The organism is Pseudomonas helleri, assembly GCF_045830615.1.
Lineage (GTDB): Bacteria > Pseudomonadota > Gammaproteobacteria > Pseudomonadales > Pseudomonadaceae > Aquipseudomonas > Aquipseudomonas helleri.
In genome coordinates this window covers 4556996-4581166 of record NZ_CP174501.1, presented here as the reverse complement: position 1 = coordinate 4581166, position 24171 = coordinate 4556996, and the positions used below count along the sequence as shown (strand labels likewise).

Genomic DNA, 24171 nt, shown 5'->3' with positions numbered 1-24171 from the left:
GGCGTTTATCTTTTGCCAATCTTCATCCAGGCCGCTTTAACGCCGTATGAATACATTGAACACTTGCCCGGGAGGGGCGGCTTATTAAACCGCTCTTTTCTAAAGGCCCCTCATTGGGCGTGCGCTTATTGGTGCTGGTCGTGCTATCGGTCGCGCTGATGGTGGTAGATGCCCGTTTCACCTTGCTCAAGCCGGTGCGCAGCCAGATGTCGCTGGTGCTGATGCAAACCTACTGGGTGACCGATTTGCCGCAACGCCTGGTTCAGGGGGTTGCCAGCCAATTTGGCAGTCGCACAGAACTGGTGGCTGAAAACGAGAAGCTCAAAACTGAAAACCTTCTGTTGCAAGGCCGCATGCAAAAGCTGGCAGCCTTGACCGAGCAGAACGTTCGCCTGCGCGAGTTGTTGAACTCCTCGGCGCTGGTGAACGAAAAGGTAGAAGTGGCCGAGCTGATCGGCATGGACCCGAACCCGTTCACCCATCGCATTATCATCAACAAGGGTGAGCGCGATGGCGTGGTGCTGGGGCAGCCGGTGCTTGATGCTCGCGGGTTGATGGGGCAGGTGGTCGAGTTGATGCCGAACACCTCGCGCGTCCTGTTGCTCACCGACACCACCCACAGCATTCCGGTACAGGTGAATCGCAATGGCCTGCGCGCCATTGCCAGCGGCACGGGCAACCCTGAGCGACTCGAACTGCGTCACGTGGCCGACACGGCGGATATCAAAGTAGGCGATCTGCTGGTCAGTTCGGGCCTGGGGCAACGCTTCCCGGCCGGTTACCCGGTGGCCACGGTCAAAGAAGTCATTCACGACTCGGGCCAGCCATTTGCCATTGTGCGGGCTGTGCCGACTGCCGCCTTGAACCGCAGCCGCTATTTGCTGCTGGTGTTCAGCGACAGCCGAACCCCTGAAGAACGCGCCAATGACGCCGCTCAAGCCCAAGAGGCCGAGCAGCGGGGTGAAGCACCGCCGGTTGTGCCGGCCACTGTGCCCAAGCCTGCGCCAACGGCCGCCGCACCTGCTGCCCCTGCCGCCGCGCCAGCGGTGACGCCAGCTCCGGCTGCAACTGATCCCAAGACCGTGAAAAAACCTGTACCCGCCGCAGCCAAGCCGCCAGCCGCTGCGCCGGCCACTACTCGGGAGAGGGAATAATGGCGGGCACTCATTCGCGAAACGGCTGGATTGTCTGGCTGACGTTTGCCATCGGCCTGTTGCTCAGCGTTTCGCCGTTGCCGCAGTTCATGGAAATCCTGCGCCCGTTGTGGCTGGCCCTGTTGCTGGCATTCTGGGCTCTGGCCTTGCCGCACAAGGTGGGCATGGTCACCGCCTGGTGCCTGGGCTTGATGGAAGACGTGCTGTACGGCACCTTGCTGGGCCAGAATGCATTGATTCTGACCCTCATCACCTTTTTGGTATTGTCGCTGGCGCAACGGTTGCGCACGTTCCCGATGTGGCAGCAAAGCCTGGTGATCCTGGTCATATTTGGCCTGGCTCAACTGGCTCAACTATGGCTTAGTGCCTTGACCGGCAATCGCCAGCCTACGCTGGCGTTGGTCTTGCCAGCGCTGGTCAGTGCGCTGTTGTGGCCATGGGTGAGCTACGGGCTGCGCGGTTTGCGCCGACGTTTCAAAATCAATTGACTGGATCGCGAGCCATTTCCTGGTTTGTGCACGTAGACAGGGAGATGTCTTGATGACTCCGCTTTTTCTGGCCTCTGGCTCACCGCGCCGCCGCGAGTTACTGACTCAAATCGGCGTGCCGTTCCAGGTGGTCAGTGCCCCCATAGACGAAACTCCCCTCCCTGACGAATGCCCTGCGGCCTATGTCGAGCGCCTGGCGCGAGCAAAGGCCCGAGCGGGGCGCGAGCACCTGCTCGGGGCCTCGGTAAGCGCTCCATTCTGTGTATTGGGTGCTGACACCGCCGTAGTACTGGATGATCAGATTCTCGGCAAACCGGTCGACGAGGCCGATGCCTTGTCTATGCTCATGGCGTTGTCTGGCCGGGAGCATGATGTCTTGACAGCCATTGCCATTTTGGCGGCCGAGCGTTGCGAAACCCGTGTGGTGCGCAGCCGGGTCAGCTTCAGAACCATCAGCCAGCAAGAAGCCGCCCAATATTGGGCCAGCGGAGAGCCTCAGGACAAAGCCGGTGGCTACGCCATTCAAGGGTTGGCCGCGGTCTTTGTGGCGGGCCTTAATGGCAGTTATTCCGGGGTTGTGGGTTTGCCTGTGTGCGAAACCGCAGAACTGCTCGGGCAATTCGGCATACCCTGTTGGCAAACCTTATCGAGCGCTGAATAACGCGCCTTACATGACTTGGCACTAATGCTATGACGCCTGAACGAGACCCAGCCATGAGTGAAGAGATTCTGATCAACATCACGCCGATGGAATCGCGCGTGGCCGTGGTAGAGAACGGTGTTCTGCAAGAGGTGCATGTCGAGCGTACCCAGCGCCGCGGCATTGTTGGCAACATTTATAAGGGCAAGGTGGTGCGGGTGTTGCCCGGCATGCAGGCTGCCTTTGTCGACATCGGACTGGACCGTGCCGCCTTTATTCACGCATCTGAAATTTCACTGCGTGAAGGCCAGGCCGTTGAGAGCATCAGCGCGCTGGTGCACGAAGGTCAAAGCTTGGTGGTGCAAGTCACCAAAGACCCGATTGCGTCAAAAGGCGCACGCCTGACCACTCAGTTGTCGATCCCGTCGCGCTACCTGGTGTACATGCCGCGCACGGCCCATGTCGGTATTTCGCTGAAGATCGAAGACGAAGCCGAACGTGAGCGCCTCAAGCAGGTGGTCAGTGATTGCGTGGCGCAAGAAGGCATCAAGGAAGCAGGTGGTTTTATTTTGCGCACGGCCGCTGAAGGCGCCGGGGCGGATGAGATCCTCATGGACATTCGCTACTTGCGCCGTCTGTGGGACCAGATCGGTCTGCAAATCAAAACGGCGGGCGCACCGAGCGTTATCTATGAAGACTTGGGCCTGGCGTTGCGCACCTTGCGTGACCTGGTCAGCCCGAAGATCGAGAAAATTCGCATCGACTCGCGAGAAACCTTCCAGAAGACCACTCAGTTTGTGGCTGAACTGATGCCGGAAATCGCCGACCGCCTTGAGCATTACCCTGGCGAGCGGCCGATTTTTGACCTGTATGGCGTAGAAGATGAAATCCAGAAGGCGCTGGACCGCAAGGTGCCGCTCAAGTCGGGTGGTTATCTGGTAGTCGACCCGGCTGAAGCCATGACCACCATCGACGTCAACACCGGCGCGTTCGTGGGCCATCGCAACCTTGAAGAAACCATCTTCAAGACCAACCTTGAAGCGGCAACGGCCATCGCCCGGCAACTGCGCCTGCGTAACCTGGGCGGCATCATCATCATTGACTTCATCGACATGGAAGATGAAGAGCACCAGCGCCAGGTGTTGCGCACCCTCGAAAAACAGCTGGAACGTGATCACGCCAAGACCAACATCATCGGTATCACCGAGTTGGGGCTGGTGCAGATGACCCGCAAGCGCACCCGCGAAAGCCTTGAGCAAGTGCTCTGCGAACCCTGCGTGTGCTGCCAGGGGCGCGGCAAGCTGAAAACCCCTGAAACCATTTGCTACGAAATCTTCCGCGAAATTCTCCGTGAAGCCCGCGCGTACCAAGCCGTTGGCTATCGTGTATTAGCCAACCAGCGTGTTGTTGACCGTTTGCTGGACGAAGAGTCGGGCAACGTCGCTGAGCTGGAAGGATTTATCGGGCGTACCATCCGTTTTCAGGTAGAAACTCAGTACTCCCAGGAACAATACGACGTGGTACTGCTCTGAAGTATCTGAACGCGTATCCGCATGACAGGGGGTTGGGCGCAGCCCCCTCGACCATCACTGAAGGGGCCACCTGACATGGAGCGTCTGACACGCTTTTTTGCCGCGCTGACCCGCTGGGGATTAGGTCTATGTGCGCTGGTTCTGGTACTTACGGCACTCTACGTCAGTTTGGGTCGTGAGCTGACGCCACTGATTGCCGAATACCGCGCAGAAATCCAGACCAAGGCCCGTGATGCTTTGGGCATGCCGTTGACCATTGGCAGCCTTGAAGGCAGCTGGAAGGGCATGGCGCCGGTACTGCTGGCACACGACGTGATGGTCGGCGAGGGCACTAGCGCCCTGCGGCTGGACAACGTGAAGGTAGTGCCCGATGTCTGGGCCAGCCTGCTCAATCGCGATGTGCGGCTTGCCAGCGTGCAACTGGGCGGCCTGCAACTGAGTGCCCGTCAGGACAAGGACGGCCATTGGGCGCTGGAAGGGCTGCCTGTGCAGGATGATCAGCCGCTGGACCCCGAGCAACTGCTGAACCAATTGCAGCGGGTGGCGCGGGTATCGGTCCTCGACAGCCAGGTGACCCTCGAACCCTTCAATCATGCGCCGATGACCCTGACTTATGTCGGGCTGACGCTGGACGTGGGGGCTTCTGACCAGCGTCTGGATGCGCGTTTGACCCTGCCCGACGGCCAGCCGCTGGCGCTGAGCCTCAAGACCCAGATCCAGGCCAGCCGCTGGCGCGACGGTGCCGCTCAGGCCTATTTGAGCTTGCCGCAGAGTGACTGGGCCAAATGGATGCCGGCCAGCGTGATACAGCCGTGGAAAGTCTCTGAATTAAAAGCCGGTGGCGAGTTCTGGTTCAACTGGGGCCATGGCACCGTGCAAAGCGCTGTGGCACGCCTCAATGCGCCCAAACTGAGCGGTGCCTATGCCGATCGCAAAGCCGAAACCCTCGACAACCTGGCGCTGCATGCCTGGGTAGAGCGTGGCAAACAGGGGTTCACGGTTACCCTTGATTCACTGGCAATGAACATCGCTGACAAGCGCTGGGAAACCCGCCTGCAGCTGCAACAGTTCGCCGCCACTGAGGGTGAGCAGGAACGTTGGCATTTACAGGCCGATCATCTGGACCTGACGCCGATCACCCCGTTAATGGATTCGCTGGCGCCGGTGCCAGAAGCCGTTGCCAAGGTGATTGACCAACTGAGCGTCACCGGCACCTTGCGCAACGTCCTGGCCGACTACCGGCCGAATGCGACCGACGATCAAAAAATCAGCTTCGCCGCCAACTTGCAGCAAGTGGGTTTCAATGCCACCCACGGTGCACCGGCGGCGCGTAACGTCAGCGGGCTGATCAGTGGTGACTTGGGCAAGGGCGAATTGCGCCTCGACAGCAAAGATTTTGTCCTGCACCTGGACCCGATTTTCGACAAGCCCTGGCAGTACCTGCAAGCCAATGCCTTGCTCAAGTGGACGCTGGATAAAAACAGCTTCACCTTGATCGCGCCTTACATCAAGGTGCTGGGCGAAGAGGGCAAAATTGCCGCTGACTTCCTGATCCGCATCCACATGGATCACTCTCAGGAAGACTACATGGACCTGCGCGTCGGGCTGACCTATGGCGATGGTCGATTCACCCCCAAATACCTGCCGGCCGTCTTGAGCCCGGCGCTGTCCGAGTGGTTGAGCACGGCGATATTAAAAGGCTCGGTGGAAGAGGGCTTTTTCCAGTACCAAGGCTCACTGGACCACGATGCAGTGGACGCGGCGCGCAACATCAGCCTGTTCTTCAAGGTCCATGGCGCTGAACTGGCGTTCCAGCCCGGCTGGCCACATGTACGCGATGTTTCCGGTGACGTGTTTATCGAAGACAGCGGTGTGCGGATCATGGCCAGCAAAGGCCTGTTGCTCGACACCAAAGTGCGCAACGTTGCGGTCAATATCCCTCACGTCCACGCTGGCAAAGTCTCTCACTTGTTTTTAGACGGTGACTTCGACGGCGGTTTGGGCGATGGCCTGAAAATCTTGCAAGAAGCGCCGATTGGCACTGAATCGACCTTTGCCGGCTGGCAAGGCGAGGGCTCGCTCAAGGGCCGCGTTGATCTCGACATCCCGCTGGAGCATGGCGAAGAGCCGAAAGTCGTAGTGGATTTCAACACCGACAAGGCCCGCCTGAAAATCAGTGATCCAGAACTTGAACTGACCCAACTCAAGGGCGACTTCCGCTTCGACAGCGCCAAGGGCCTGAGCGGCAAAGCTATCAGCGGTCGCGCATTCGACCAGCCGATCAAGGCGCAAATCTTTGCCGAGGGCAAGTCGGGCAAGCTGAGTACCCGCGTGGTGGCAAGCGGTCAGGTCGGGGTTAAAAAACTGACCGACTGGCTCAAGTTCAATCAGCCGATCCCGGTGTCCGGGATGCTGCCTTATCAGTTGCAATTGACCCTGGACGATGCCGACAGCCAATTGCGAGTCAGTTCGTCTCTCAAAGGAGCGACTATCGACTTGCCGGCACCGTTTGGCCTGGCCGCCAATGAAAGCCGCGACGCGGTGTTTCGCATGACCTTGCAAGGGGCTGAGCGGCGTTACTGGTTTGACTACGGTGATTTGGCGAACCTGACCTTTGCCGCCCCCAACGGCAAGTTTGAGGACGGCCGGGGTGAGTTGTTCCTGGGGTATGGCGACCCGGTGTTGCCGGTGACCAAGGGCTTGCGCATTCGCGGTGTGCTGTCAGAACTGGACGTTGCCCCGTGGCAGGCGCTGGCCGAGCGCTATGCGGGCAAAGACCCGGGCGGCAGCGCCAAACAACTGCTCAGCAGTGCCGACTTTAAAGTGAACAAGCTCATCGCTTTCGGCACTCAGCTTGATCAGGTGCGGCTGCAAATGAAGCGCAGCGGGGCGGCCTGGGACCTGAACATCAACAGCAAGCAGGCAACAGGCGCTGTCACGCTGCCGGATGCGAAGAACGCGCCGATCAAAGTGACGATGCAAACCATCCGCCTCCCGGCGCCAGACCCTAAAGCGGTCAGCGACCCCAATGCGCCGGACCCTTTGGCGTCGGTTGACCCGCGCAAGATCCCGGCACTCGACATCATCATTCGCCAGCTCTATCAGGGCGCTGATTTGCTCGGTGCCTGGTCGCTCAACATCAGGCCGACCACACGCGGGATCAACCTCAATAACCTGAGCCTGGGCCTCAAGGGCTTGCTGCTCGAAGGCTCGGGCGGCTGGGAAGGCGTGGCCGGGGCCAGCAACAGTTGGTACCGGGGCCGGATTGGCGGTGGCAACCTGGCTAACGTCCTGCAGGGCTGGGGTTTTGCCCCAAGCGTGACCAGTGAGGATTTCAAAGTCGATATCGATGGCCGCTGGCCGGGCTCGCCTGCCTGGATTGGCCTGAACCGGTTCTCTGGCACCCTCGATGCCACCTTGAATAAAGGCCGCTTTGTTGAGGTCGACGGCAGCACACAGGTGGTGCGCATTTTTGGCCTGCTGAACTTCAACGCCATTGGCCGGCGTCTGCGTCTGGACTTCTCGGACCTGTTCAGCAAAGGGCTGAGCTACGACCGGGTCAAAGGCTTCCTGACCGCCAACAATGGCGTATACCGCACCACCTCGCCGATCCTCATGACCGGTCCGTCGACTAACCTTGAGCTCAGTGGCACCTTGAACATGGTCTCTGACCAAGTGAATGCGAAACTGCTGGTGACCTTGCCCGTGACCAACAACTTGCCCCTGGCGGCCTTGTTGGTCGGCGGCCCGGCAGCAGGCGGTGCGATGTTCCTGCTCAATAAGCTGATTGGTGATCAGGTGTCGCGTTTCGCCAGCGTGCAATACAGCATTCAAGGCCCATGGAACGACCCGAAAATCACCTTCGACAAGCCATTTGAGAAAAACTAGGAGTAGCATGACAACGGCAGTGCCGGTGGAGGTTCTGTCTACACAGTCCATCAAGGGGGCGTGATGTCGTTTGCAGTGATTCAAATGGTCAGCCAGAGCGATGTGTTGGCCAACCTGGCTCAGGCCCGGCGCTTGCTAGAAGACGCGGCGCAACGCGGTGCACAGCTCGCGGTGTTGCCGGAAAACTTCGCTGCCATGGGCCGTCGCGATATCGCTGATGTGGGGCGCGCCGAGGCATTGGGCGAAGGTCCAATCCTGCCATGGTTGAAACAGACCGCACGCGACCTCAAGTTATGGATAGTGGCGGGCACTTTACCGCTGCCGCCAGCGGGTCAGCCAGACGCCAAGGTCAATGCCTGTTCATTGTTGATCAACGCCGACGGTGAGCAAGCGGCGCGGTACGACAAGCTGCATTTGTTTGATGTGGATGTGTCTGACAGCCGGGGTCGTTACCGCGAGTCGGATGACTACGCGCCCGGTGAACGTGTGGTGGTGGCCGATACGCCGGTAGGCAAATTGGGCCTGACCGTGTGCTACGACCTGCGTTTTGCGGAGCTGTACAGCGAATTGCGGGCTGCCGGGGCTGAGCTGATCACCGCGCCTTCGGCCTTTACCGCGGTGACCGGCGCCGCACATTGGGACATTCTGATTCGGGCACGGGCCATCGAAGCCCAATGTTATGTACTGGCCGCCGCCCAGGGCGGTGTTCACCCGGGCCCGCGTGAAACCTACGGGCATGCGGCGATCATCGACCCGTGGGGCCGGGTGTTGGCGGAACAGGCGCAAGGCGAGGGCGTATTGCTGGCCGCGCGCGATGCTGACGAACAAGCCGCCATCAGGGCGCGCATGCCGGTGGTGAACCACCGGCGGTTTTTTTCGCAGGGCGCACAGCGACCTGCACAGCAGGACTAATTTTCAGGCCCGTGGGTTCAGTGCATCCATGATGCTGAAACAGGGGCCAAGACGGAGTGAATATGAGCGAGTTGTTGACCTCAGTCAGCGAACACCTGTTGGCACCGGGCGGTGTCACCCTCGACAGCCTGCAAGGCGTATTGGGTGATTTGGCCGGGCCGGGCATTGATGCAGCAGATTTGTATTTTCAGGGGCAGATTTCCGAATCCTGGGCACTGGAAGACGGCATCGTCAAAGAAGGCAGCTTCAACCTCGATCAGGGCGTCGGTGTGCGTGCCCAGTCAGGTGAGAAAACCGGTTTTGCCTACAGCAATGCCATCACCCTGGAAGCGCTGGGGCTGGCGGCGCGAGCTGCCCGTTCCATCTCCCGTGCCGGGCAAAACGGCACCGTGCAAGCCTTTACAACCCAGGACGTGGCGCAACTGTACGCCCCGGATAACCCGCTGGAAGTCATCACCCGCGCCGAAAAAGTCGAGTTGCTCAAGCGCGTCGATGCGGCCACCCGTGCTCTGGACCCGCGTATCCAGCAAGTGACCGTGAGCATGGCCGGGGTGTGGGAACGTATTTTGGTGGCTTCCACCGACGGCGGCCTGGCGGCGGATGTGCGCCCGCTGGTGCGTTTCAATGTCAGTGTCATCGTCGAGCAAAATGGCCGTCGCGAGCGCGGTGGCCATGGTGGCGGTGGCCGTACCGACTACCGCTACTTCCTGACCGACGACCGCGCCATGGGCTACGCCCGTGAGGCGTTGCGCCAGGCGCTGGTCAACCTCGAAGCCGTACCGGCCCCTGCGGGCACCATGCCGGTGGTCCTGGGCTCCGGCTGGTCGGGCGTACTGCTGCACGAAGCGGTAGGGCACGGCCTTGAAGGCGACTTCAACCGCAAAGGCAGCTCGGCCTACAGCGGCCGCATGGGCGAAATGGTTGCTTCCAAACTGTGCACCATCGTCGATGACGGCACCCTGGCCGGTCGTCGTGGCTCATTGAGCGTCGATGACGAAGGCACCCCGACCGAGTGCACAACGCTGATTGAAAACGGCGTACTCAAGGGCTACATGCAAGACAAGCTCAATGCGCGCCTGATGGGCGTTGCACGCACCGGTAACGGCCGTCGCGAATCCTATGCGCACTTGCCCATGCCGCGCATGACCAACACCTACATGTTGGGTGGCGAAAGTGATCCGGCCGAAATCATCGCGTCGGTGAAAAAGGGCATTTACTGCGCCAATCTGGGCGGTGGTCAGGTCGACATCACCAGCGGCAAGTTTGTGTTTTCCACCAGCGAGGCTTACCTGATCGAAGACGGCAAAATCACTCGCCCAGTCAAAGGCGCGACCCTGATTGGCAACGGGCCGGAAGCGATGAGCAAGGTGTCGATGGTCGGTAACGACCTGTCGCTGGACAGCGGCGTCGGAACCTGTGGCAAGGATGGGCAGTCGGTACCGGTCGGTGTCGGGCAGCCAACCCTGAAAATTGATGCGATTACCGTAGGCGGTACGGGCGGTTGATGGGGAGCGGGTGGGTTGCAGGGCAACCCACCCACGTACGAGATTTAACGCAGACCGCGTTGCGTCTCGTCCAACCCACGAATGTACTTGAACAATTTGCGGCTTGAGGCCGGTGCCTTGTTATGAGCCAGTTCGTGTTTGGCCTGACGGATGACCGAGCGCATTTGCTGGCGGTCAGCCTCAGGGAACTCGACAACAAATTTTTCCAGTACAGCGTCGTCGCCTTCGAGCAGGCGATCACGCCAGCGCTCAAGGTTGTGGAAACGCTCGTTGTATTGGCGAGAAGAGGCATCGACTTGATCGATCAAAGCAAGAATTTCGTCGATCGGTTGATCGCGCATCAGCTTGCCGATGAACATCAGATGGCGCTTGCGCGCAATATGAGCCGTGTGTTTTGGAGCATCTGCCAGAGCCTTACGCATAGCGTCAGTCAAAGGCATTTTGTTCAGCAAATCAGGCTTGAGCGTTGTAAGACGCTCGCCCAGATCAACCAGAGCATGCAGCTCTTTTTTGACCTGTGTTTTGCTTTTTTCGCCGTCGAAGGCGTCGTCGTAAGAATCAACCATGGTGGCAGTCCGCAAAGAAACGCCGCCATGATAACCAGTCGGAGGCCGCTTGTCCGGCCTGGTCGCTCGGCGGCCCTACCGAAAACAGAATTTGAGTGGAGAAAACCATGAGTGCAGTACAAAGCGTCGGCCCGCAGGCCTTGCCGGCACTGCAACAGCAGGTCGAGCAAATCATCGCCGAAGCCAAGCGCCAGGGCGCCAGCGCCTGCGAAGTCGCGGTGTCGCTGGAGCAGGGCCTGTCGACCTCTGTACGCCAGCGCGAAGTCGAAACCGTTGAGTTCAATCGCGACCAGGGTTTTGGCATCACGCTCTATGTGGGACAGCGCAAAGGCTCGGCCAGCACCTCGGCCAGCGGCCCGGATGCCATCCGCGAAACTGTCGCGGCCGCCTTGGCAATTGCCAAGCACACCTCCGAAGACGAAAGCTCGGGCCTGGCCGACGCCAGCCTGATGGCCCGCGACCTGAAAGATTTTGATGTGTTCCACACTTGGGACATCACCCCGGAACAAGCCATCGAAAAGGCCTTGGCCTGCGAAGCTGCGGCTTTTGACGCTGACAGCCGCATCAAAAACGCCGACGGCACCACCCTCAGCACTCATCAGGGCTGCCGTGTGTACGGCAACAGCAATGGCTTTATCGGTGGTTCGGCGTCTACCCGCCACAGCTTGAGCTGCGTGATGATCGCCGAAGGCGACGGGCAAATGCAGCGTGACTACTGGTATGACGTGAACTGCCAGGGCGAGTTGCTGATGGACGCCGTCAGCATCGGCCAGCGCGCTGCAGAGCGCGCCGCCCGCCGCCTGGGTTCACGCCCGGTGCCGACCTGCGAAGTCCCGGTCTTGTTCTCGGCTGAACTGGCCGGTGGTTTGTTCGGCAGCTTCTTGGGCGCGATTTCGGGGGGCAACCTGTACCGTAAGTCGTCGTTCTTGCTGGATGCATTGGGGCAGAAGATTTTCCCTGAATGGCTGACCCTGGACGAGCGTCCGCATCTGGTCCGTGCCATGGGCAGTTCCTCCTTCGATAACGATGGCCTGGCGACTTACGCCAAACCGTTTATCAAGGATGGCGAGTTGGTGTCCTACATCCTCAGCACCTATTCCGGCCGCAAACTGAACCTGCCCAGCACCGCCAACGCGGGCGGCGTGCACAACCTTTTCGTGACCCACGGTGACAAAGACCAGGCAGCCCTGATCCGTCACATGGGCCGGGGGTTGCTGGTGACTGAACTGATGGGCAGCGGCCTGAACATGGTCACGGGTGACTACTCCCGTGGCGCAGCGGGTTTCTGGGTTGAGAACGGTGAAATCCAGTTCCCGGTTCAAGAAGTGACCATCGCGGGCAACATGCGCGACATGTTCAAACAGATCGTTGCCGTGGGTAACGACCTGGAACTGCGCAGCAACATCCGCACCGGCTCGGTGCTGATCGCGCGAATGACCGTCGCGGGCAGCTAAACCTTCCCGGTTGTAATCAAGGCGTATCACCTTCACGGGTGATACGCCTTTTTTTTCGACCCAACCTTTGTAGGAGCGAGCTTGCCTCGCGATCTTTTAAACGATCAAGAGATCGCGAGACAAAGGTGTGTCTAACGCAGGCTTGTTTTGATAATCAATATCGCTTAATAATGAATCTCATTATCGAGCGAGCCTAGGTCATGAGTTCTGCCTTGCATGAAGGCCCTTATCTGGAAAGCTGGCGCTGGATGAGCCGCCAGATCCGTTGCGGCCTGGCGCCCGACGAGCCGCGCCTGATTGAGCACTATCTGGCCGAAGGCCGATACCTGGCCGGTTGCACGGCGACTTCTCCCTGGATGATTTCTGCTACTGCGTTCCGGCTCTTGCTGGACACCGCCGCTGATACGGCCCTGCCGTGGCACTGGCGCAACCTGTGCCTGGACCATGCATGGCGCCCGCTGCGCGACATGGAAACTCAAGCCCTGTGTAACTGCCGCCTCAAGCGCTGGCAAAGCTTTGCCTGGCAATTGGCGACCTGCGAACTCGAACCTTCAATTTCTTTAACAGAACTGCTGCAAGGATTTCCTGATGAGTAATACGCGTATCGAACGGGACAGCATGGGTGAATTGCACGTGCCAGAGGCCGCGCTGTATGGCGCGCAAACACAGCGTGCGGTAGACAACTTCCCGATCAGCCATCAACGCATGCCCGCGCAATTCATTCGTGCACTGATTCTGGCCAAGGCCGCTGCCGCCAAGGCCAACGTTGAACTCAAGCAAATCAGCGAAGCGCAGGGCAATGCCATTGTCGAAGCCACGCAGATCCTGCTGTCCGGCGATTTTATGGAGCACTTCCCGGTGGATATTTTCCAGACCGGTTCGGGCACCAGTTCCAACATGAACGCCAACGAAGTCATCGCCACACTGGCAACCCGCGTGCTGGGCGAAGTGGTCAACCCCAACGATCACGTCAACTGCGGGCAAAGCAGCAACGACATCATCCCGACCACCATTCACGTCAGCGCTGCTCTGGGCTTGCACGAAGAACTGCTGCCAGCCCTCAAGCATCTGGTCGAGGTGATTGAGCATAAAGCCGAGCAGGTTCACGTCTACGTAAAAACCGGGCGTACCCACCTGATGGACGCCATGCCGGTGCGCATGAGCCAGGTGCTCAATGGCTGGGCGCAGCAGCTCAAAGCCAATATCGAGCACCTGCACACTCTGCAACCGGCCTTGCAGTCGCTGGCCCAGGGCGGCACGGCGGTGGGCACGGGGATCAACGCGCACCCGCAATTCGCCGCGCTGTTCAGCCAGCAACTCAGCGCGCTGACCCACGTGCCATTCACGCCGGGTAAAGACCTGTTTGCCTTGATTGGCTCGCAGGACACCGCCGTGTCTGTTTCGGGCCAGCTTAAAGCGACCGCTGTATCGCTGATGAAAATCGCCAACGACCTGCGCTGGATGAACTCGGGCCCGCTGGCAGGCTTGGGTGAAATTGAACTGCAAGGCTTGCAGCCGGGCTCGTCGATCATGCCGGGCAAGGTCAATCCGGTGATCCCGGAAGCCACCGCCATGGTCGCCGCCCAGGTGATCGGCAATGACACGGTGATCACCATCGCCGGGCAGTCAGGCAACTTTGAGCTCAACGTGATGCTGCCGGTGATTGCACACAACCTGTTGAGCAGCATCGAGCTGTTGGCCAACTCCAGCCGCTTGCTGGCCGACAAAGCCATTGCCACCTTCAAGGTCAACGAAGCCAAGCTCAAGGAAGCGCTGTCGCGCAACCCGATCCTGGTCACGGCGCTGAACCCGATCATCGGCTATCAAAAGGCGGCCGAAATTGCCAAGGCCGCCTACCAGCAGGGGCGCCCGGTGATTGATGTGGCCCTTGAGTACACCGATCTGCCGCGCAGCCAGCTTGAAGTCTTGCTCAACCCCGAGAAATTGACCGCCGGCGGCGTTTAACCCCACGCCCCTCACACTGCTTTGGAGGTTCATATGGAGCACTGGAAACGCACGATCGAAAGAGCCAACCGCTGTTTCGCTGAGGGCGAGCTGGTCGATGCCCGAGAACATTACTTGCAGGCGCTGGCACTGGCACAAGTGCTGTTTGAGCGCTGGAGTGATGCCGACGAAGCAGTGGCGGCCTGTGTCATTTCCCACCACAACCTGGCGGATCTGCATTTGCGCCTTAACCAGCCGGAGGAGAGCGTTGAGTACCTGTGCGCGATTCACCAGCGGTTACTGCAAACCATGCAGAACCCCCGCCTGGCGCCTGCGCTGCGTGAAGCAGCGCTGCGCCAGAGCAGCAAAACCTACGTTGAGCTTTTGAACTTTATCAGCGATCACGGCGAATACCCGCGCTCCGAACTGTTGCTCAAAAGCCCTGTGACTCAGTCAAGTCACGAGTTCTCAACCGTCAGCGGCCATCACTCAGGAGCACATTGATATGACTTACACCTTGCCTGCCTTGCCTTACGCCTACGACGCGCTTGAGCCGCATATTGATGCGCAAACCATGGAAATTCACTACACCAAGCACCACCAGACCTACATCAATAACCTCAATGCTGCGGTTGACGGCACGGAGTGGGCAAAATGGCCAGTTGAAAAACTGGTCGCCAGCGTCCAGGAACTGCCTGAAAACCTGCGTGCAGCGGTGATCAACCAGGGCGGCGGGCACGCCAACCACTCACTGTTCTGGGAAGTCATGAGCCCAACCGGCGGCGGCACCCCGAAGGGCGCTTTGGCCAAGGCCATTGATGAACAGTTGGGTGGGCTGGAGACGTTCAAGGAAAATTTCACCAAAGCGGCGCTGACCCGTTTCGGCAGCGGCTGGGCCTGGCTCAGCGTGACGCCCGAGAAAAAACTGGTTATCGAAAGCAGTGGTAACCAGGACAGCCCGTTGATGAACGGCAACACCCCGATTCTGGGGCTGGACGTTTGGGAGCACGCTTACTACCTGCGTTATCAGAACCGCCGTCCGGAATACATTAATGCGTTTTACAACGTGATTAACTGGCCCGAAGTCGAGCGGCGCTATGCAGCTGCGATTGCCTAAGCCGACCAAGAAGGATTCAGGCAGATTATGGGCACGCAAATATTAGCGGTGGGTGGCGTGCGGATGTTCCGCTATGCGCTGGGCACGCTCTTGCTGTTGGCGGGCACGGCCTTGCTGGTGGCCAAGGGGTTGGTCTGGCTGGATCTTGAACCCAGGTTGTTGCGGGCTCTGCAAGGCGGTGCGCTGTGTGCGCTGGGCACCGCCTTGGGTGCCGTGCCGGTATTGGTTATCCGCAAAATGCCGGTTGCGGTGAGCGACACCTTGCTGGGTTTTGGGGCGGGGGTCATGTTGGCGGCCACGGCATTCTCGTTGATTGTGCCGGGCATTACGGCGGCGCAAAATCTTGGGCTGTCGTCATGGGGCGCCAGCGGCCTGGTCAGTGCGGGTATTTTGCTGGGGGCATTTTTTTTGTTTCTGGTCGACCTCAAGGTCTCCGGGGCTGCCCCTGAAATGATCATCAGCAAGCCCGGCGAGCCCGTGATTGCGCCGCGTATCTGGCTGTTCGTGATTGCCATCATTGCGCACAACATCCCGGAAGGGATGGCGGTCGGGGTGTCAGCGGGTGGCGGCATGCCAGATGCTGACAGCCTTGCGATGGGCATTGCCTTGCAGGACGTCCCGGAGGGCCTGGTGATCGCGCTGGTACTGGCGGGTGCAGGCATGTCGCGGGTCAAGGCATTCTTGATCGGTGCGGCCTCCGGCCTGGTTGAGCCGGTCTTTGCGCTGCTGTGTGCCTGGCTGGTCAACCTGGCCGAAGTGTTATTGCCGTTTGGACTGGCGTTGGCGGCGGGTGCGATGTTGTTGGTGGTCACTCAAGAAGTGATCCCCGAATCGCGGCGCAACGGTCACGAAAAGCTCGCAAGCCTGGGCTTGTGCATCGGCTTTTGCCTGATGATGGTGATGGACACCGCACTGGGCTAACGCCCGCATTGATGCCCAAAAACCCGTAGGAGCGAGCTTGCCTCGCGATCTTTTGATCTTAAAAGATCGCGAGGCAAGCTCGCTCCTGTCAAACATAAAATAAGTAATTGATTCTAAAAGCTCTGTAGGAGCGAGCTTGCTCGCGATCTGTTGATCTTGATCTGGCTTTTGATCTGAGAGGCCCCGTTAAACCACGCTGGCCGAACGCAGGTTTTGCGCAGTGGGTAACCCGGCAGGACGCCGGGTTAGCCGCGACACGGCCAGGGATGGCCGATCGCGGCGGGCCCACGTAGCAAGGCCTGTGGTGAGGGCATGCCGAGCCTCAGCGAGGCACCGAGGGGTTGGGGCAAAAAGCGTTTGGTTACTTTGCGCTTTCAAAGTGACGCGCCGTAAGGGCGGAACCCTAAGTGGCCGTTGCCGCAGCAATTGATATGTACCCAAGAATATCGAGGTGGATGGTTTTACGGCTGCACGCAGCCGATCGCAGCCTTCGTACCTCGTCAGCGACTACAGTCGCCTGTTTGCTGCGCGACAGCGCGGCGTCGAAAACGGGGCGGCCCCTCTTATCAAACACAAAATAAGTAATTGATTCCTAAGGCCCTGTAGGAGCGAGCTTGCCTCGCGATCTTTTGATCTTGATTTGGCTTTTGATCTGAGAGCCGCAACACGGCCATGGATGGCCGATCGCGGCATGCCCACGGCGTAAGGCCGGAACCCTAAGTGGCCGTTGCCGCAGCAATGGATATGTACAAAAAATCAAGAGCCCCCTCACCCTAGCCCTCTCCCGAAGGAGAGGGAACCGATTGGGGGATGCTGAAGATATTCGGTGGCCTGTTTGCTGCGCGACAGCGCGCGGGGCGGCGGCCCCTACGGTACGCCGGGCTGTTCTTCACTCACCCTCATCGAAGTAGTTGTTGATGAGCTTGACCAGTGCGTCGAGCGCTTCCTGTTCCTGCTCGCCTTCCGTCTTCAAATGGATCTTGGTGCCTTTGCCGGCAGCGAGCATCATCATGGCCATGATGCTCTTGCCGTCGACCATGGATTCAGGGGTGCGACCCGCTCTTACCTGACACGGAAACTTCCCGGCGACGCCGACGAATTTTGCTGATGCCCGAGCGTGCAAGCCCAGTTTGTTGATGATTTCGATTTCCAGAGCAGGCATCGCGGGGTGGGTCCTTTCAAGTCAGGTCGCGGTGGCGAACCTGGACGTTCTTAAGAGTTTCTTGCAGGCATTTGCCAAGCCGCTCGGTCAGATACACCGAGCGGTGATGGCCGCCTGTGCAGCCGATAGCAATGGTCACATAAGCACGATTGCTGGCGGCAAAGCGGGGTAGCCATTTAAGCAGGTAGCTGGAGATGTCCTGAAACATCTCTTCCACATCCGGCTGTGCGGCGAGGTAATCCGCCACAGGTTGATCCAGGCCTGATTGCTCGCGCAGCTCCGGCTTCCAGTACGGGTTGGGCAGGCAGCGCACGTCAAACACCAGGTCAGCGTCTACCGGCATGCCGCGCTTGAAACCAAATGATTCAATCAGGAACGCTGTGCCCGGTTCGGGCTTGTTCAGCAGGCGCAACTTGATCGTATCGCGCAACTGATACAGGTTCAGATTGGTGGTATTGACGGTCAGGTCGGCGAGGTCGGCAATCGGCCCGAGCAAGTGGGTTTCATCGCGAATGGCCTCTGCCAGCGAGCGGCTTTCACTGCTCAGCGGGTGCCGACGACGGGTTTCCGAGAAGCGCTTGAGCAGGGTTTCTTCATCGGCATCCAGATACAGGACATCGCACTGGATATGCCGGTTGCGCACTTCCTCAAGCAATTGCGGAAAGCGCGACAGGTGACTCGGCAGGTTACGCGCATCAATCGAGACGGCGACCAGCGGTTGCGGTAATTCTGTGTGGATCAGTGCGCGTTCCGCCAGCTCAGGCAGCAAGCCGGCCGGCAGGTTGTCGATGCAATAAAAACCGTTGTCTTCGAGGACCGCGAGGGCTGTACTTTTTCCGGAGCCGGAGCGTCCGCTGACAATGACTAAGCGCATGATTAATGACCGTTCTGTACGTCCAGAACAACCTGATACAACGCTTCGTTGCTGGGTGCGCTGCGCAATCTATCACGCACGTCTTTGCGGTCGAGCATGCTGGCGATCTGCCGGAGCAGTTCCAGGTGCGCATCGGTAGCCGCTTGTGGCACCAGCAAAACGAACAAAAGGTCGACCGGTGCGCCATCGATGGCGTCGAAATCTATGGGGGCGTCCAGGTGCAGCAAGGCGCTGATGGGCGACTCGCAGCCAGCCAGACGGCAATGAGGTATTGCGATGCCGTTACCAAAACCGGTGGAACCCAGTTTTTCACGGGCGATCAGCGCCTCAAACACTTTTTGCGCGTCCAGATCAGGTACTTCCCGGCTGATCAGGTTGGCAACTTGTTCGAGTGCGCGCTTTTTACTGCCGCCCGGCGCGTTCACAACGGAACGGCCGGGGGTCAGGATAGTTTCAAGTCGAATCATGGTGATGGAGTATTAACGACCCGTTGCGCCCTGGAGCAGGCTTTGAGTCTTTTCCTTATGCTTTTTCAGTTGGCGATCAAGCTTCTCGTAGAGGCTGTCGATGGCGGCGTACATGTCTTCATTGACCGCGTTGCCGACAACTTCTCCGCCGGGAATATTGAGAGTGGCTTCGATTTTCTGTTGAAGCTTTTCAACAGAGAGGATCACCTGCACGTTGGTGATTTTGTCGTAGTGACGTTCCAGACGTGCGAGTTTGTCATTGATCGAGTCGCGCAGCGCTTGGGTGACTTCCAGATGTTGTCCACTGATGTTGACTTGCATACAGTTTCTCCTTCTGTTGCCATTGCATAAAGTGACAGGCCGAAGCGCCTGCCACTGAAACGCTGTGACCCGTACTTACATCAAACGCTTGCGTTCGCTCGAAGGCGCAATCCCAAGGGATTCGCGGTACTTGGCGACGGTCCGACGGGCCACCTGAATACCTTGTGCCTCCAGTAAACCAGCGATCTTGCTGTCACTCAACGGCTTTTTCTGATTTTCAGCGGCGACCAGTTTTTTGATGATCGCGCGGATCGCGGTGGACGAGCATTCACCGCCTTCCGAGGTGCTGACGTGGCTGGAAAAAAAGTACTTCAATTCATAAATACCGCGCGGGGTATGCATGAATTTTTGTGTGGTGACGCGCGAAATCGTTGATTCGTGCATGCCGACAGCTTCTGCGATGTCATGCAGTACCAGCGGCTTCATGGCCTCATCGCCATATTCCAGAAAGCCACGCTGATGCTCGACGATTTGGGTCGCCACTTTCATCAGCGTTTCATTGCGGCTCTGCAGGCTTTTGATAAACCAGCGGGCTTCTTGCAACTGGTTGCGCATGAAGGTGTTGTCGGCGCTGGTGTCGGCACGGCGCACGAAGCCTGCGTATTGCGGGTTGACCCGCAGGCGTGGCACCGACTCCTGGTTCAGCTCGACCAGCCAGCGGTCGTTATCCTTACGAACGATGACGTCAGGAACCACGTATTCCGCTTCGCTGGACTCGATCTGCGAACCCGGACGCGGGTTGAGGCTTTGCACCAGTTCAATGACCTGGCGCAGCTCGTCTTCTTTGAGCTTCATGCGCCGCATCAGCTGGCTGTAGTCACGCGCGCCCAGCAAGTCGATGTAGTCGGTGACCAGACGCTTGGCTTCGTTGATCCAGGGCGTCTTGGCGGGCAACTGGCGCAGTTGCAGCAGCAAGCACTCGCCCAGGTTGCGGGCGCCAATGCCGGCTGGCTCAAATTGTTGAATGCGGTGCAGGACGGCTTCGATCTCGTCGAGTTCGATATCGAGTTCCGGGTCAAAGGCTTCCAGAATCTCTTCGAGTGTTTCGTCGAGGTAGCCCTGGTTGTTGATGCAGTCGATAAGTGTCACGGCGATCAGGCGATCGGTGTCCGACATCGGTGCCAGGTTCAATTGCCACAACAGATGGCTTTGCAGGCTCTCACCGGCCGAGGTGCGGGTGGTGAAGTCCCACTCGTCATCATCGCTGCTGGGCAGGCTGCTGGCGCTGGTCTGGTAGATGTCTTCCCAGGCTGTGTCGACCGGCAGTTCGTTGGGAATACGCTCGCTCCAGTCGCCGTCTTCCAGGTTGTCCACGGTAGGGGCGGACTCTTGCTGGTAGGAAGGCTCCTGAATATCGCTATTGGGTTTTTGCTCGATGTTGTCAGCCAGAGGGTCCGAGTTGTCGAAGTCGTCGCCTTCTTCCTGGCGTTCGAGCATCGGATTGGATTCCAGGGCCTCCTGGATTTCCTGCTGAAGGTCCAGGGTCGACAGTTGGAGCAAACGGATGGCCTGTTGCAACTGAGGCGTCATCGTCAGCTGCTGGCCCATTCTCAAGACTAGCGATGGTTTCATGGCAGGGGCTTAACACCTTATTCGCCGGCGCGCATGGCGCCATCCACTACAGGGCGCGTGAGCGCCAAACTTAAGCAAATTATATGCCTGAAAGCGGGGCGTTTGCCTAGGGGGCATTTTTAATAAGTTTGTGCTAGGGCGGGTATTTGCGGGAGGGCGCCACTTGAAGGATTTGGCAGCATGGGCGGTTGCCTGATGCTTCAAATGGCGCTCAGGGTACAGCTTTAGAGGCGGAACTCGTGGCCCAGATACACTTCTCGCACCAACTTGTTGGCGAGAATTGTTTCAGCATCGCCTTCAGCGATCAATTGACCGTCGTTGACGATGTAGGCTGTTTCGCAAATGTCGAGCGTTTCACGGACGTTGTGGTCGGTGATCAGCACGCCAATGCCTTTGGCCTTGAGGTGGTGAATGATTTGCTTGATATCGCCCACCGAGATGGGGTCAACGCCTGCAAAAGGTTCATCGAGCAGGATGAACTTGGGGTTGGTCGCCAGGGCGCGGGCGATTTCAACACGGCGACGCTCACCGCCGGACAGGCTCATGCCGAGGTTGTCGCGAATGTGATTGATATGGAACTCCTGCAGCAGGCTTTCCAGCTCTTTACGGCGGCCAGCCTTGTCGAGCTCCTTGCGTGTCTCAAGAATCGCCATGATGTTATCGGCGACCGACAACTTGCGGAAGATCGACGCTTCTTGCGGCAGGTAGCCGATACCGGCGCGTGCGCGACCGTGCATGGGCTGGTGGCTGACGTCCAGATCGTCAATCAGTACACGGCCCTGATCGGCTTGTACCAGGCCGACGATCATGTAGAAGCAGGTGGTTTTACCCGCGCCGTTAGGCCCGAGCAATCCGACGATCTGCCCGCTGTCGATCGACAGGCTGACATCGCGTACCACTTGGCGACTCTTGTAGCTTTTAGCCAGATGCTGGGCTTTCAGGGTTGCCATTACTGGGCCTTCTGCTGGTCGGTTTTACTCTTTGGCTGGATCACCATGTCAATGCGTGGACGAGGCGCAGTGACGTTCGTGCCATTGGCCCGGCCGGCATTGGCGACTTGCTTCACGGTGTCGTAGACGATCTTCTCGCCTTCGGTCGTGTTGCCTTCGTTGATGACTTTAGCCTTGTCGATCAGCACGATGCGGTTTTGCGGCGCGTGATATTGAATCGTCACGGCGTACGCCTGAACCGGTTTCGGATCACCGACTTTTTGCAGTTGTTCGAAATACGCCAGATTGCCGACCGAGGTCACCACGTCAATATCGCCCGCTGCGGTGCGGGTAAGGGTGACGGTGTTACCGGTAATTTTCATGGACCCTTGGGTGATGATCACATCGCCCTTGTAAGTCGCAACGCCTTGCTTGTCATCCAGTTGGGCTTCGTCGGCCTGGATACGGATAGGCTGCTTGTTGTCATCCGGCAGAGCCCAGGCGCTCGCGCTTCCCAGTGCTGCGCTCAGGCTGAGCAATAAAGGGAGGGTTTTAACGAGACTCATACTGTCCTCTTACGTTGGACAGCAGGTCCATCCTGCCGTCTTTCAAATATGCTTTCATTCCCTTACCAGTCGTCACACCACCGGCGCCGTCGATTCTAACGTCTCGGTCGGTCTGCGCATATTCCTTCTGTGGGAATACAGTCATGCGGGTCGTGGTAATAATCGTAGTGCGGTTTTTATCGTCGGTGCGTGCAACGCGCACAGAATCGATGAGTTCGACCTGGGTACCGTCCGGGTTAACTTCGCCGCGCTCGCTCTGAACGTGCCACGGGAAGGGTGTACCGCGGAAAATTTGCATGTCTGGCTTGGTCATTAATGTGACTTCAGAAGCCTGCAAATGTTCGACCTTGTCTGATGTCAGCTCATATTGCAGTTTGCCGTCGGGCAAGAACTGCAGGCTGTGAGCATTGATTGCGTAATAGTCGATAGCGGTGTCATCGACAGGCGCAACAGGCTTGTCGAGAAAACGCTCCGGGCTGATATTCCAGTAGCCAACGGCCGCAAACAGAGCGGCAATGACTGCGAATAACAGAATGTTGCGAATCTTTTTACTCTGCATAAAACGCTCTATAAGTAGGCGGCGAGGGCTGCATCAAGGCGCCCTTGAGCGCGCAGGATCAGCTCGCAAAATTCGCGGGCGGCACCTTCGCCACCGCGTGCCTGGGTAGTGCCGTGGGCGTGCTCGCGAACAAAACCGGCAGCGTTGGCCACCGCCATGCCCAGGCCGACCCGGCGTATGACGGGCAGGTCGGGCAGGTCGTCGCCCAAATAGGCAACCTGTTCATAGCTTAGGCCGAGTTGGCCGAGAAGCTCGTCCAATACCACCAATTTATCTTCGCGCCCCTGATAGAGGTGCGGGATGCCCAGGTTTTGTGCGCGCCGTTCAACGACCGGGGTCTTGCGACCACTGATGATTGCGGTCTGCACACCGCCGGCCATCAACATCTTGATGCCTTGGCCGTCCAGGGTATTGAAGGTCTTGAATTCGCTGCCGTCTTCGAGGAAGTACAGGCGACCGTCGGTCAGTACGCCATCGACGTCAAAGACAGCAAGTTTGATGTGTTTGCCACGCTCAAGCAGATCGCTGGTCATTACATTACTCCTGCGCGCAGCAAGTCGTGCATGTTCAAGGCGCCCACCGGGCGGTCATCCTTGTCGACCACCACCAGCGCGCTGATCTTGTGGTCTTCCATGATTTTCAGGGCTTCGGCGGCCAGCATGTCGGCCTTGGCCGTTTTGCCGTGCGGCGTCATGACCGAGTCGATGGTTGCATTGCGAATATCGATTTCGCGGTCCAGGGTACGGCGCAAGTCGCCGTCAGTGAAGATCCCGGCCAGTCGCCCGTCTTCCTCAACGATAACGGTCATGCCAAGGCCTTTGCGGGTCATTTCCATCAAGGCGTCTTTAAGCAAGGTGCCGCGGACCACGTTTGGCAGTTCATCGCCGGAGTGCATCACGTTGTCGACTTTCAGCAGCAGGCGGCGGCCCAGGGCGCCACCCGGGTGCGAGAAGGCAAAGTCTTCTGCGGTAAAGCCGCGTGCTTCGAGCAACGCCACGGCCAGGGCGTCGCCCATGACCAGGGCTGCGGTGGTCGAGGAGGTCGGCGCCAGGTTCAGTGGGCAGGCTTCGTGGGCAACATGAACGTTAAGGTTCACCTCGGCGGCTTTGGCCAGCGTCGAGTTCGGATTGCCGGTCACGCTGATCAGTTTGATGCCCAGGCGCTTGATCAGTGGCAGCAGGGTCACGATTTCGGCGGTTGTGCCGGAGTTCGACAAGGCCAGAATGATGTCATCGCTGGTGATCATGCCCATGTCGCCATGGCTGGCTTCTGCGGGATGAACAAAAAAAGCCGTGGTGCCGGTGCTGGCCAGGGTGGCGGCAATTTTATTGCCGACATGCCCGGATTTGCCCATGCCGACCACGACAACCCGGCCTTTACTTGCCAGAATCATCTCGCAAGCGCGTACAAAATCAGCGTCGATATGAGCCAGCAAGCCTTCGACGGCTTCCAGTTCAAGACGGATAGTACGGTGGGCAGATTGAATCAGGTCGCTGGATTGGCTCATGTTTGAAGTCGGGTAGCCTGAGAAAAGGCGACGATTATAGCGGTTATGCGCAATTCCCTCACGCTTGATCGTGATGCTTTGTTGCACCAGGTT

The 24171-nt window shown here is 58.8% G+C and carries 24 protein-coding genes; 13 read left to right on the top strand and 11 right to left on the bottom strand.

Annotated features, from left to right (window positions below; genetic code table 11):
* The first annotated feature begins 83 nt into the window (after nt 1-83).
* From mreC to tldD, 7 genes are all read left to right on the top strand, one after another.
* Nucleotides 84-1154: a rod shape-determining protein MreC gene (gene mreC / locus ACJJU9_RS20660; RefSeq protein ID WP_082148638.1), complete on the top strand. Its 1071-nt coding sequence runs from the start codon at nt 84-86 to the stop codon at nt 1152-1154.
* On the top strand, nt 1154-1642 hold the full coding sequence (gene mreD, locus ACJJU9_RS20655) for a rod shape-determining protein MreD (RefSeq protein WP_048368384.1): 489 nt from the start codon (nt 1154-1156) through the stop codon (nt 1640-1642). The genes mreC and mreD overlap by 1 nt, the downstream gene beginning before the upstream one ends.
* 52 nt (nt 1643-1694) lie before the next feature.
* The gene (locus ACJJU9_RS20650; protein ID WP_407729412.1) at nt 1695-2303 is read left to right on the top strand and encodes a Maf family protein; all 609 of its coding nucleotides are present in this window, start codon (nt 1695-1697) and stop codon (nt 2301-2303) included.
* Nucleotides 2304-2356: 53 nt separating this feature from the next.
* Nucleotides 2357-3814 (top strand): ribonuclease G, encoded by a 1458-nt coding sequence (gene rng / locus ACJJU9_RS20645; RefSeq protein ID WP_048368382.1) that lies wholly within the window; start codon nt 2357-2359, stop codon nt 3812-3814.
* Between the two features lie 75 nt (nt 3815-3889).
* Nucleotides 3890-7702 carry a YhdP family protein gene (locus ACJJU9_RS20640; RefSeq protein WP_407729411.1) on the top strand — a complete coding sequence of 1271 codons (3813 nt, stop codon included), beginning with the start codon at nt 3890-3892 and terminating at the stop codon, nt 7700-7702.
* Nucleotides 7703-7765: 63 nt separating this feature from the next.
* Nucleotides 7766-8614 (top strand): carbon-nitrogen hydrolase family protein, encoded by an 849-nt coding sequence (locus tag ACJJU9_RS20635; protein ID WP_407729410.1) that lies wholly within the window; start codon nt 7766-7768, stop codon nt 8612-8614.
* 62 nt (nt 8615-8676) lie between these two features.
* Nucleotides 8677-10119 (top strand): metalloprotease TldD, encoded by a 1443-nt coding sequence (gene tldD, locus ACJJU9_RS20630; RefSeq protein ID WP_048368379.1) that lies wholly within the window; start codon nt 8677-8679, stop codon nt 10117-10119.
* A gap of 44 nt (nt 10120-10163) precedes the next feature.
* On the opposite strand, the gene yjgA is transcribed toward tldD, so the two are convergent.
* Nucleotides 10164-10685, bottom strand: coding sequence for a ribosome biogenesis factor YjgA (gene yjgA / locus ACJJU9_RS20625; protein ID WP_048368378.1), 522 nt, complete (start codon nt 10683-10685; stop codon nt 10164-10166).
* Between the two features lie 107 nt (nt 10686-10792).
* On the opposite strand from yjgA, the gene pmbA reads away from it, so the two are divergent.
* The 6 genes from pmbA (at nt 10793) to ACJJU9_RS20595 (ending at nt 16121) form a co-directional block, all read left to right on the top strand.
* The gene (gene pmbA / locus ACJJU9_RS20620; protein ID WP_407729409.1) at nt 10793-12139 is read left to right on the top strand and encodes a metalloprotease PmbA; all 1347 of its coding nucleotides are present in this window, start codon (nt 10793-10795) and stop codon (nt 12137-12139) included.
* Nucleotides 12140-12339: 200 nt separating this feature from the next.
* On the top strand, nt 12340-12735 hold the full coding sequence (locus ACJJU9_RS20615; protein WP_048368376.1) for a hypothetical protein: 396 nt from the start codon (nt 12340-12342) through the stop codon (nt 12733-12735).
* A complete protein-coding gene (locus ACJJU9_RS20610; RefSeq protein ID WP_407729408.1) occupies nt 12728-14104 on the top strand; it encodes a class II fumarate hydratase in 1377 nt (458 codons plus the stop codon). The genes ACJJU9_RS20615 and ACJJU9_RS20610 overlap by 8 nt, the downstream gene beginning before the upstream one ends.
* Nucleotides 14105-14137: 33 nt before the next feature.
* Nucleotides 14138-14587 (top strand): hypothetical protein, encoded by a 450-nt coding sequence (locus ACJJU9_RS20605; RefSeq protein WP_048390292.1) that lies wholly within the window; start codon nt 14138-14140, stop codon nt 14585-14587.
* Between the two features lies 1 nt (nt 14588).
* Entirely contained in the window at nt 14589-15200 is a 612-nt protein-coding gene (locus ACJJU9_RS20600) for a superoxide dismutase (protein ID WP_153391942.1), read from the top strand.
* A gap of 27 nt (nt 15201-15227) precedes the next feature.
* On the top strand, nt 15228-16121 hold the full coding sequence (locus tag ACJJU9_RS20595; RefSeq protein WP_153331367.1) for a ZIP family metal transporter: 894 nt from the start codon (nt 15228-15230) through the stop codon (nt 16119-16121).
* A gap of 889 nt (nt 16122-17010) precedes the next feature.
* Here ACJJU9_RS20595 and ACJJU9_RS20590 read toward each other — a convergent pair.
* The 10 genes from ACJJU9_RS20590 to ACJJU9_RS20545 all read right to left on the bottom strand — a co-directional run bounded on the left by ACJJU9_RS20590 (nt 17011) and on the right by ACJJU9_RS20545 (nt 24078).
* Nucleotides 17011-17283 (bottom strand): HPr family phosphocarrier protein, encoded by a 273-nt coding sequence (locus tag ACJJU9_RS20590; RefSeq protein WP_048368368.1) that lies wholly within the window; start codon nt 17281-17283, stop codon nt 17011-17013.
* 16 nt (nt 17284-17299) lie between these two features.
* Nucleotides 17300-18157 carry an RNase adapter RapZ gene (gene rapZ / locus ACJJU9_RS20585; RefSeq protein ID WP_048368367.1) on the bottom strand — a complete coding sequence of 286 codons (858 nt, stop codon included), beginning with the start codon at nt 18155-18157 and terminating at the stop codon, nt 17300-17302.
* A gap of 2 nt (nt 18158-18159) precedes the next feature.
* Nucleotides 18160-18624 (bottom strand): PTS IIA-like nitrogen regulatory protein PtsN, encoded by a 465-nt coding sequence (gene ptsN, locus ACJJU9_RS20580; protein WP_273222796.1) that lies wholly within the window; start codon nt 18622-18624, stop codon nt 18160-18162.
* Between the two features lie 12 nt (nt 18625-18636).
* Complete coding sequence (gene hpf / locus ACJJU9_RS20575) at nt 18637-18945, bottom strand: ribosome hibernation-promoting factor, HPF/YfiA family (protein ID WP_123749612.1); 309 nt, start codon at nt 18943-18945, stop codon at nt 18637-18639.
* Between the two features lie 75 nt (nt 18946-19020).
* On the bottom strand, nt 19021-20517 hold the full coding sequence (locus ACJJU9_RS20570; protein WP_048390283.1) for an RNA polymerase factor sigma-54: 1497 nt from the start codon (nt 20515-20517) through the stop codon (nt 19021-19023).
* Between the two features lie 224 nt (nt 20518-20741).
* Entirely contained in the window at nt 20742-21467 is a 726-nt protein-coding gene (gene lptB / locus ACJJU9_RS20565; RefSeq protein WP_048368360.1) for an LPS export ABC transporter ATP-binding protein, read from the bottom strand.
* Complete coding sequence (gene lptA, locus ACJJU9_RS20560) at nt 21467-22012, bottom strand: lipopolysaccharide transport periplasmic protein LptA (protein ID WP_048368358.1); 546 nt, start codon at nt 22010-22012, stop codon at nt 21467-21469. Before lptA ends, lptB begins: the two co-directional genes overlap by 1 nt.
* Nucleotides 21999-22571 carry an LPS export ABC transporter periplasmic protein LptC gene (lptC, locus tag ACJJU9_RS20555; RefSeq protein WP_048390282.1) on the bottom strand — a complete coding sequence of 191 codons (573 nt, stop codon included), beginning with the start codon at nt 22569-22571 and terminating at the stop codon, nt 21999-22001. The genes lptA and lptC overlap by 14 nt, the downstream gene beginning before the upstream one ends.
* A gap of 8 nt (nt 22572-22579) precedes the next feature.
* Nucleotides 22580-23104, bottom strand: coding sequence for an HAD family hydrolase (locus ACJJU9_RS20550; protein ID WP_048390280.1), 525 nt, complete (start codon nt 23102-23104; stop codon nt 22580-22582).
* Entirely contained in the window at nt 23104-24078 is a 975-nt protein-coding gene (locus tag ACJJU9_RS20545; protein ID WP_048368351.1) for a KpsF/GutQ family sugar-phosphate isomerase, read from the bottom strand. The genes ACJJU9_RS20550 and ACJJU9_RS20545 overlap by 1 nt, the downstream gene beginning before the upstream one ends.
* Nucleotides 24079-24171 lie beyond the last annotated feature (93 nt).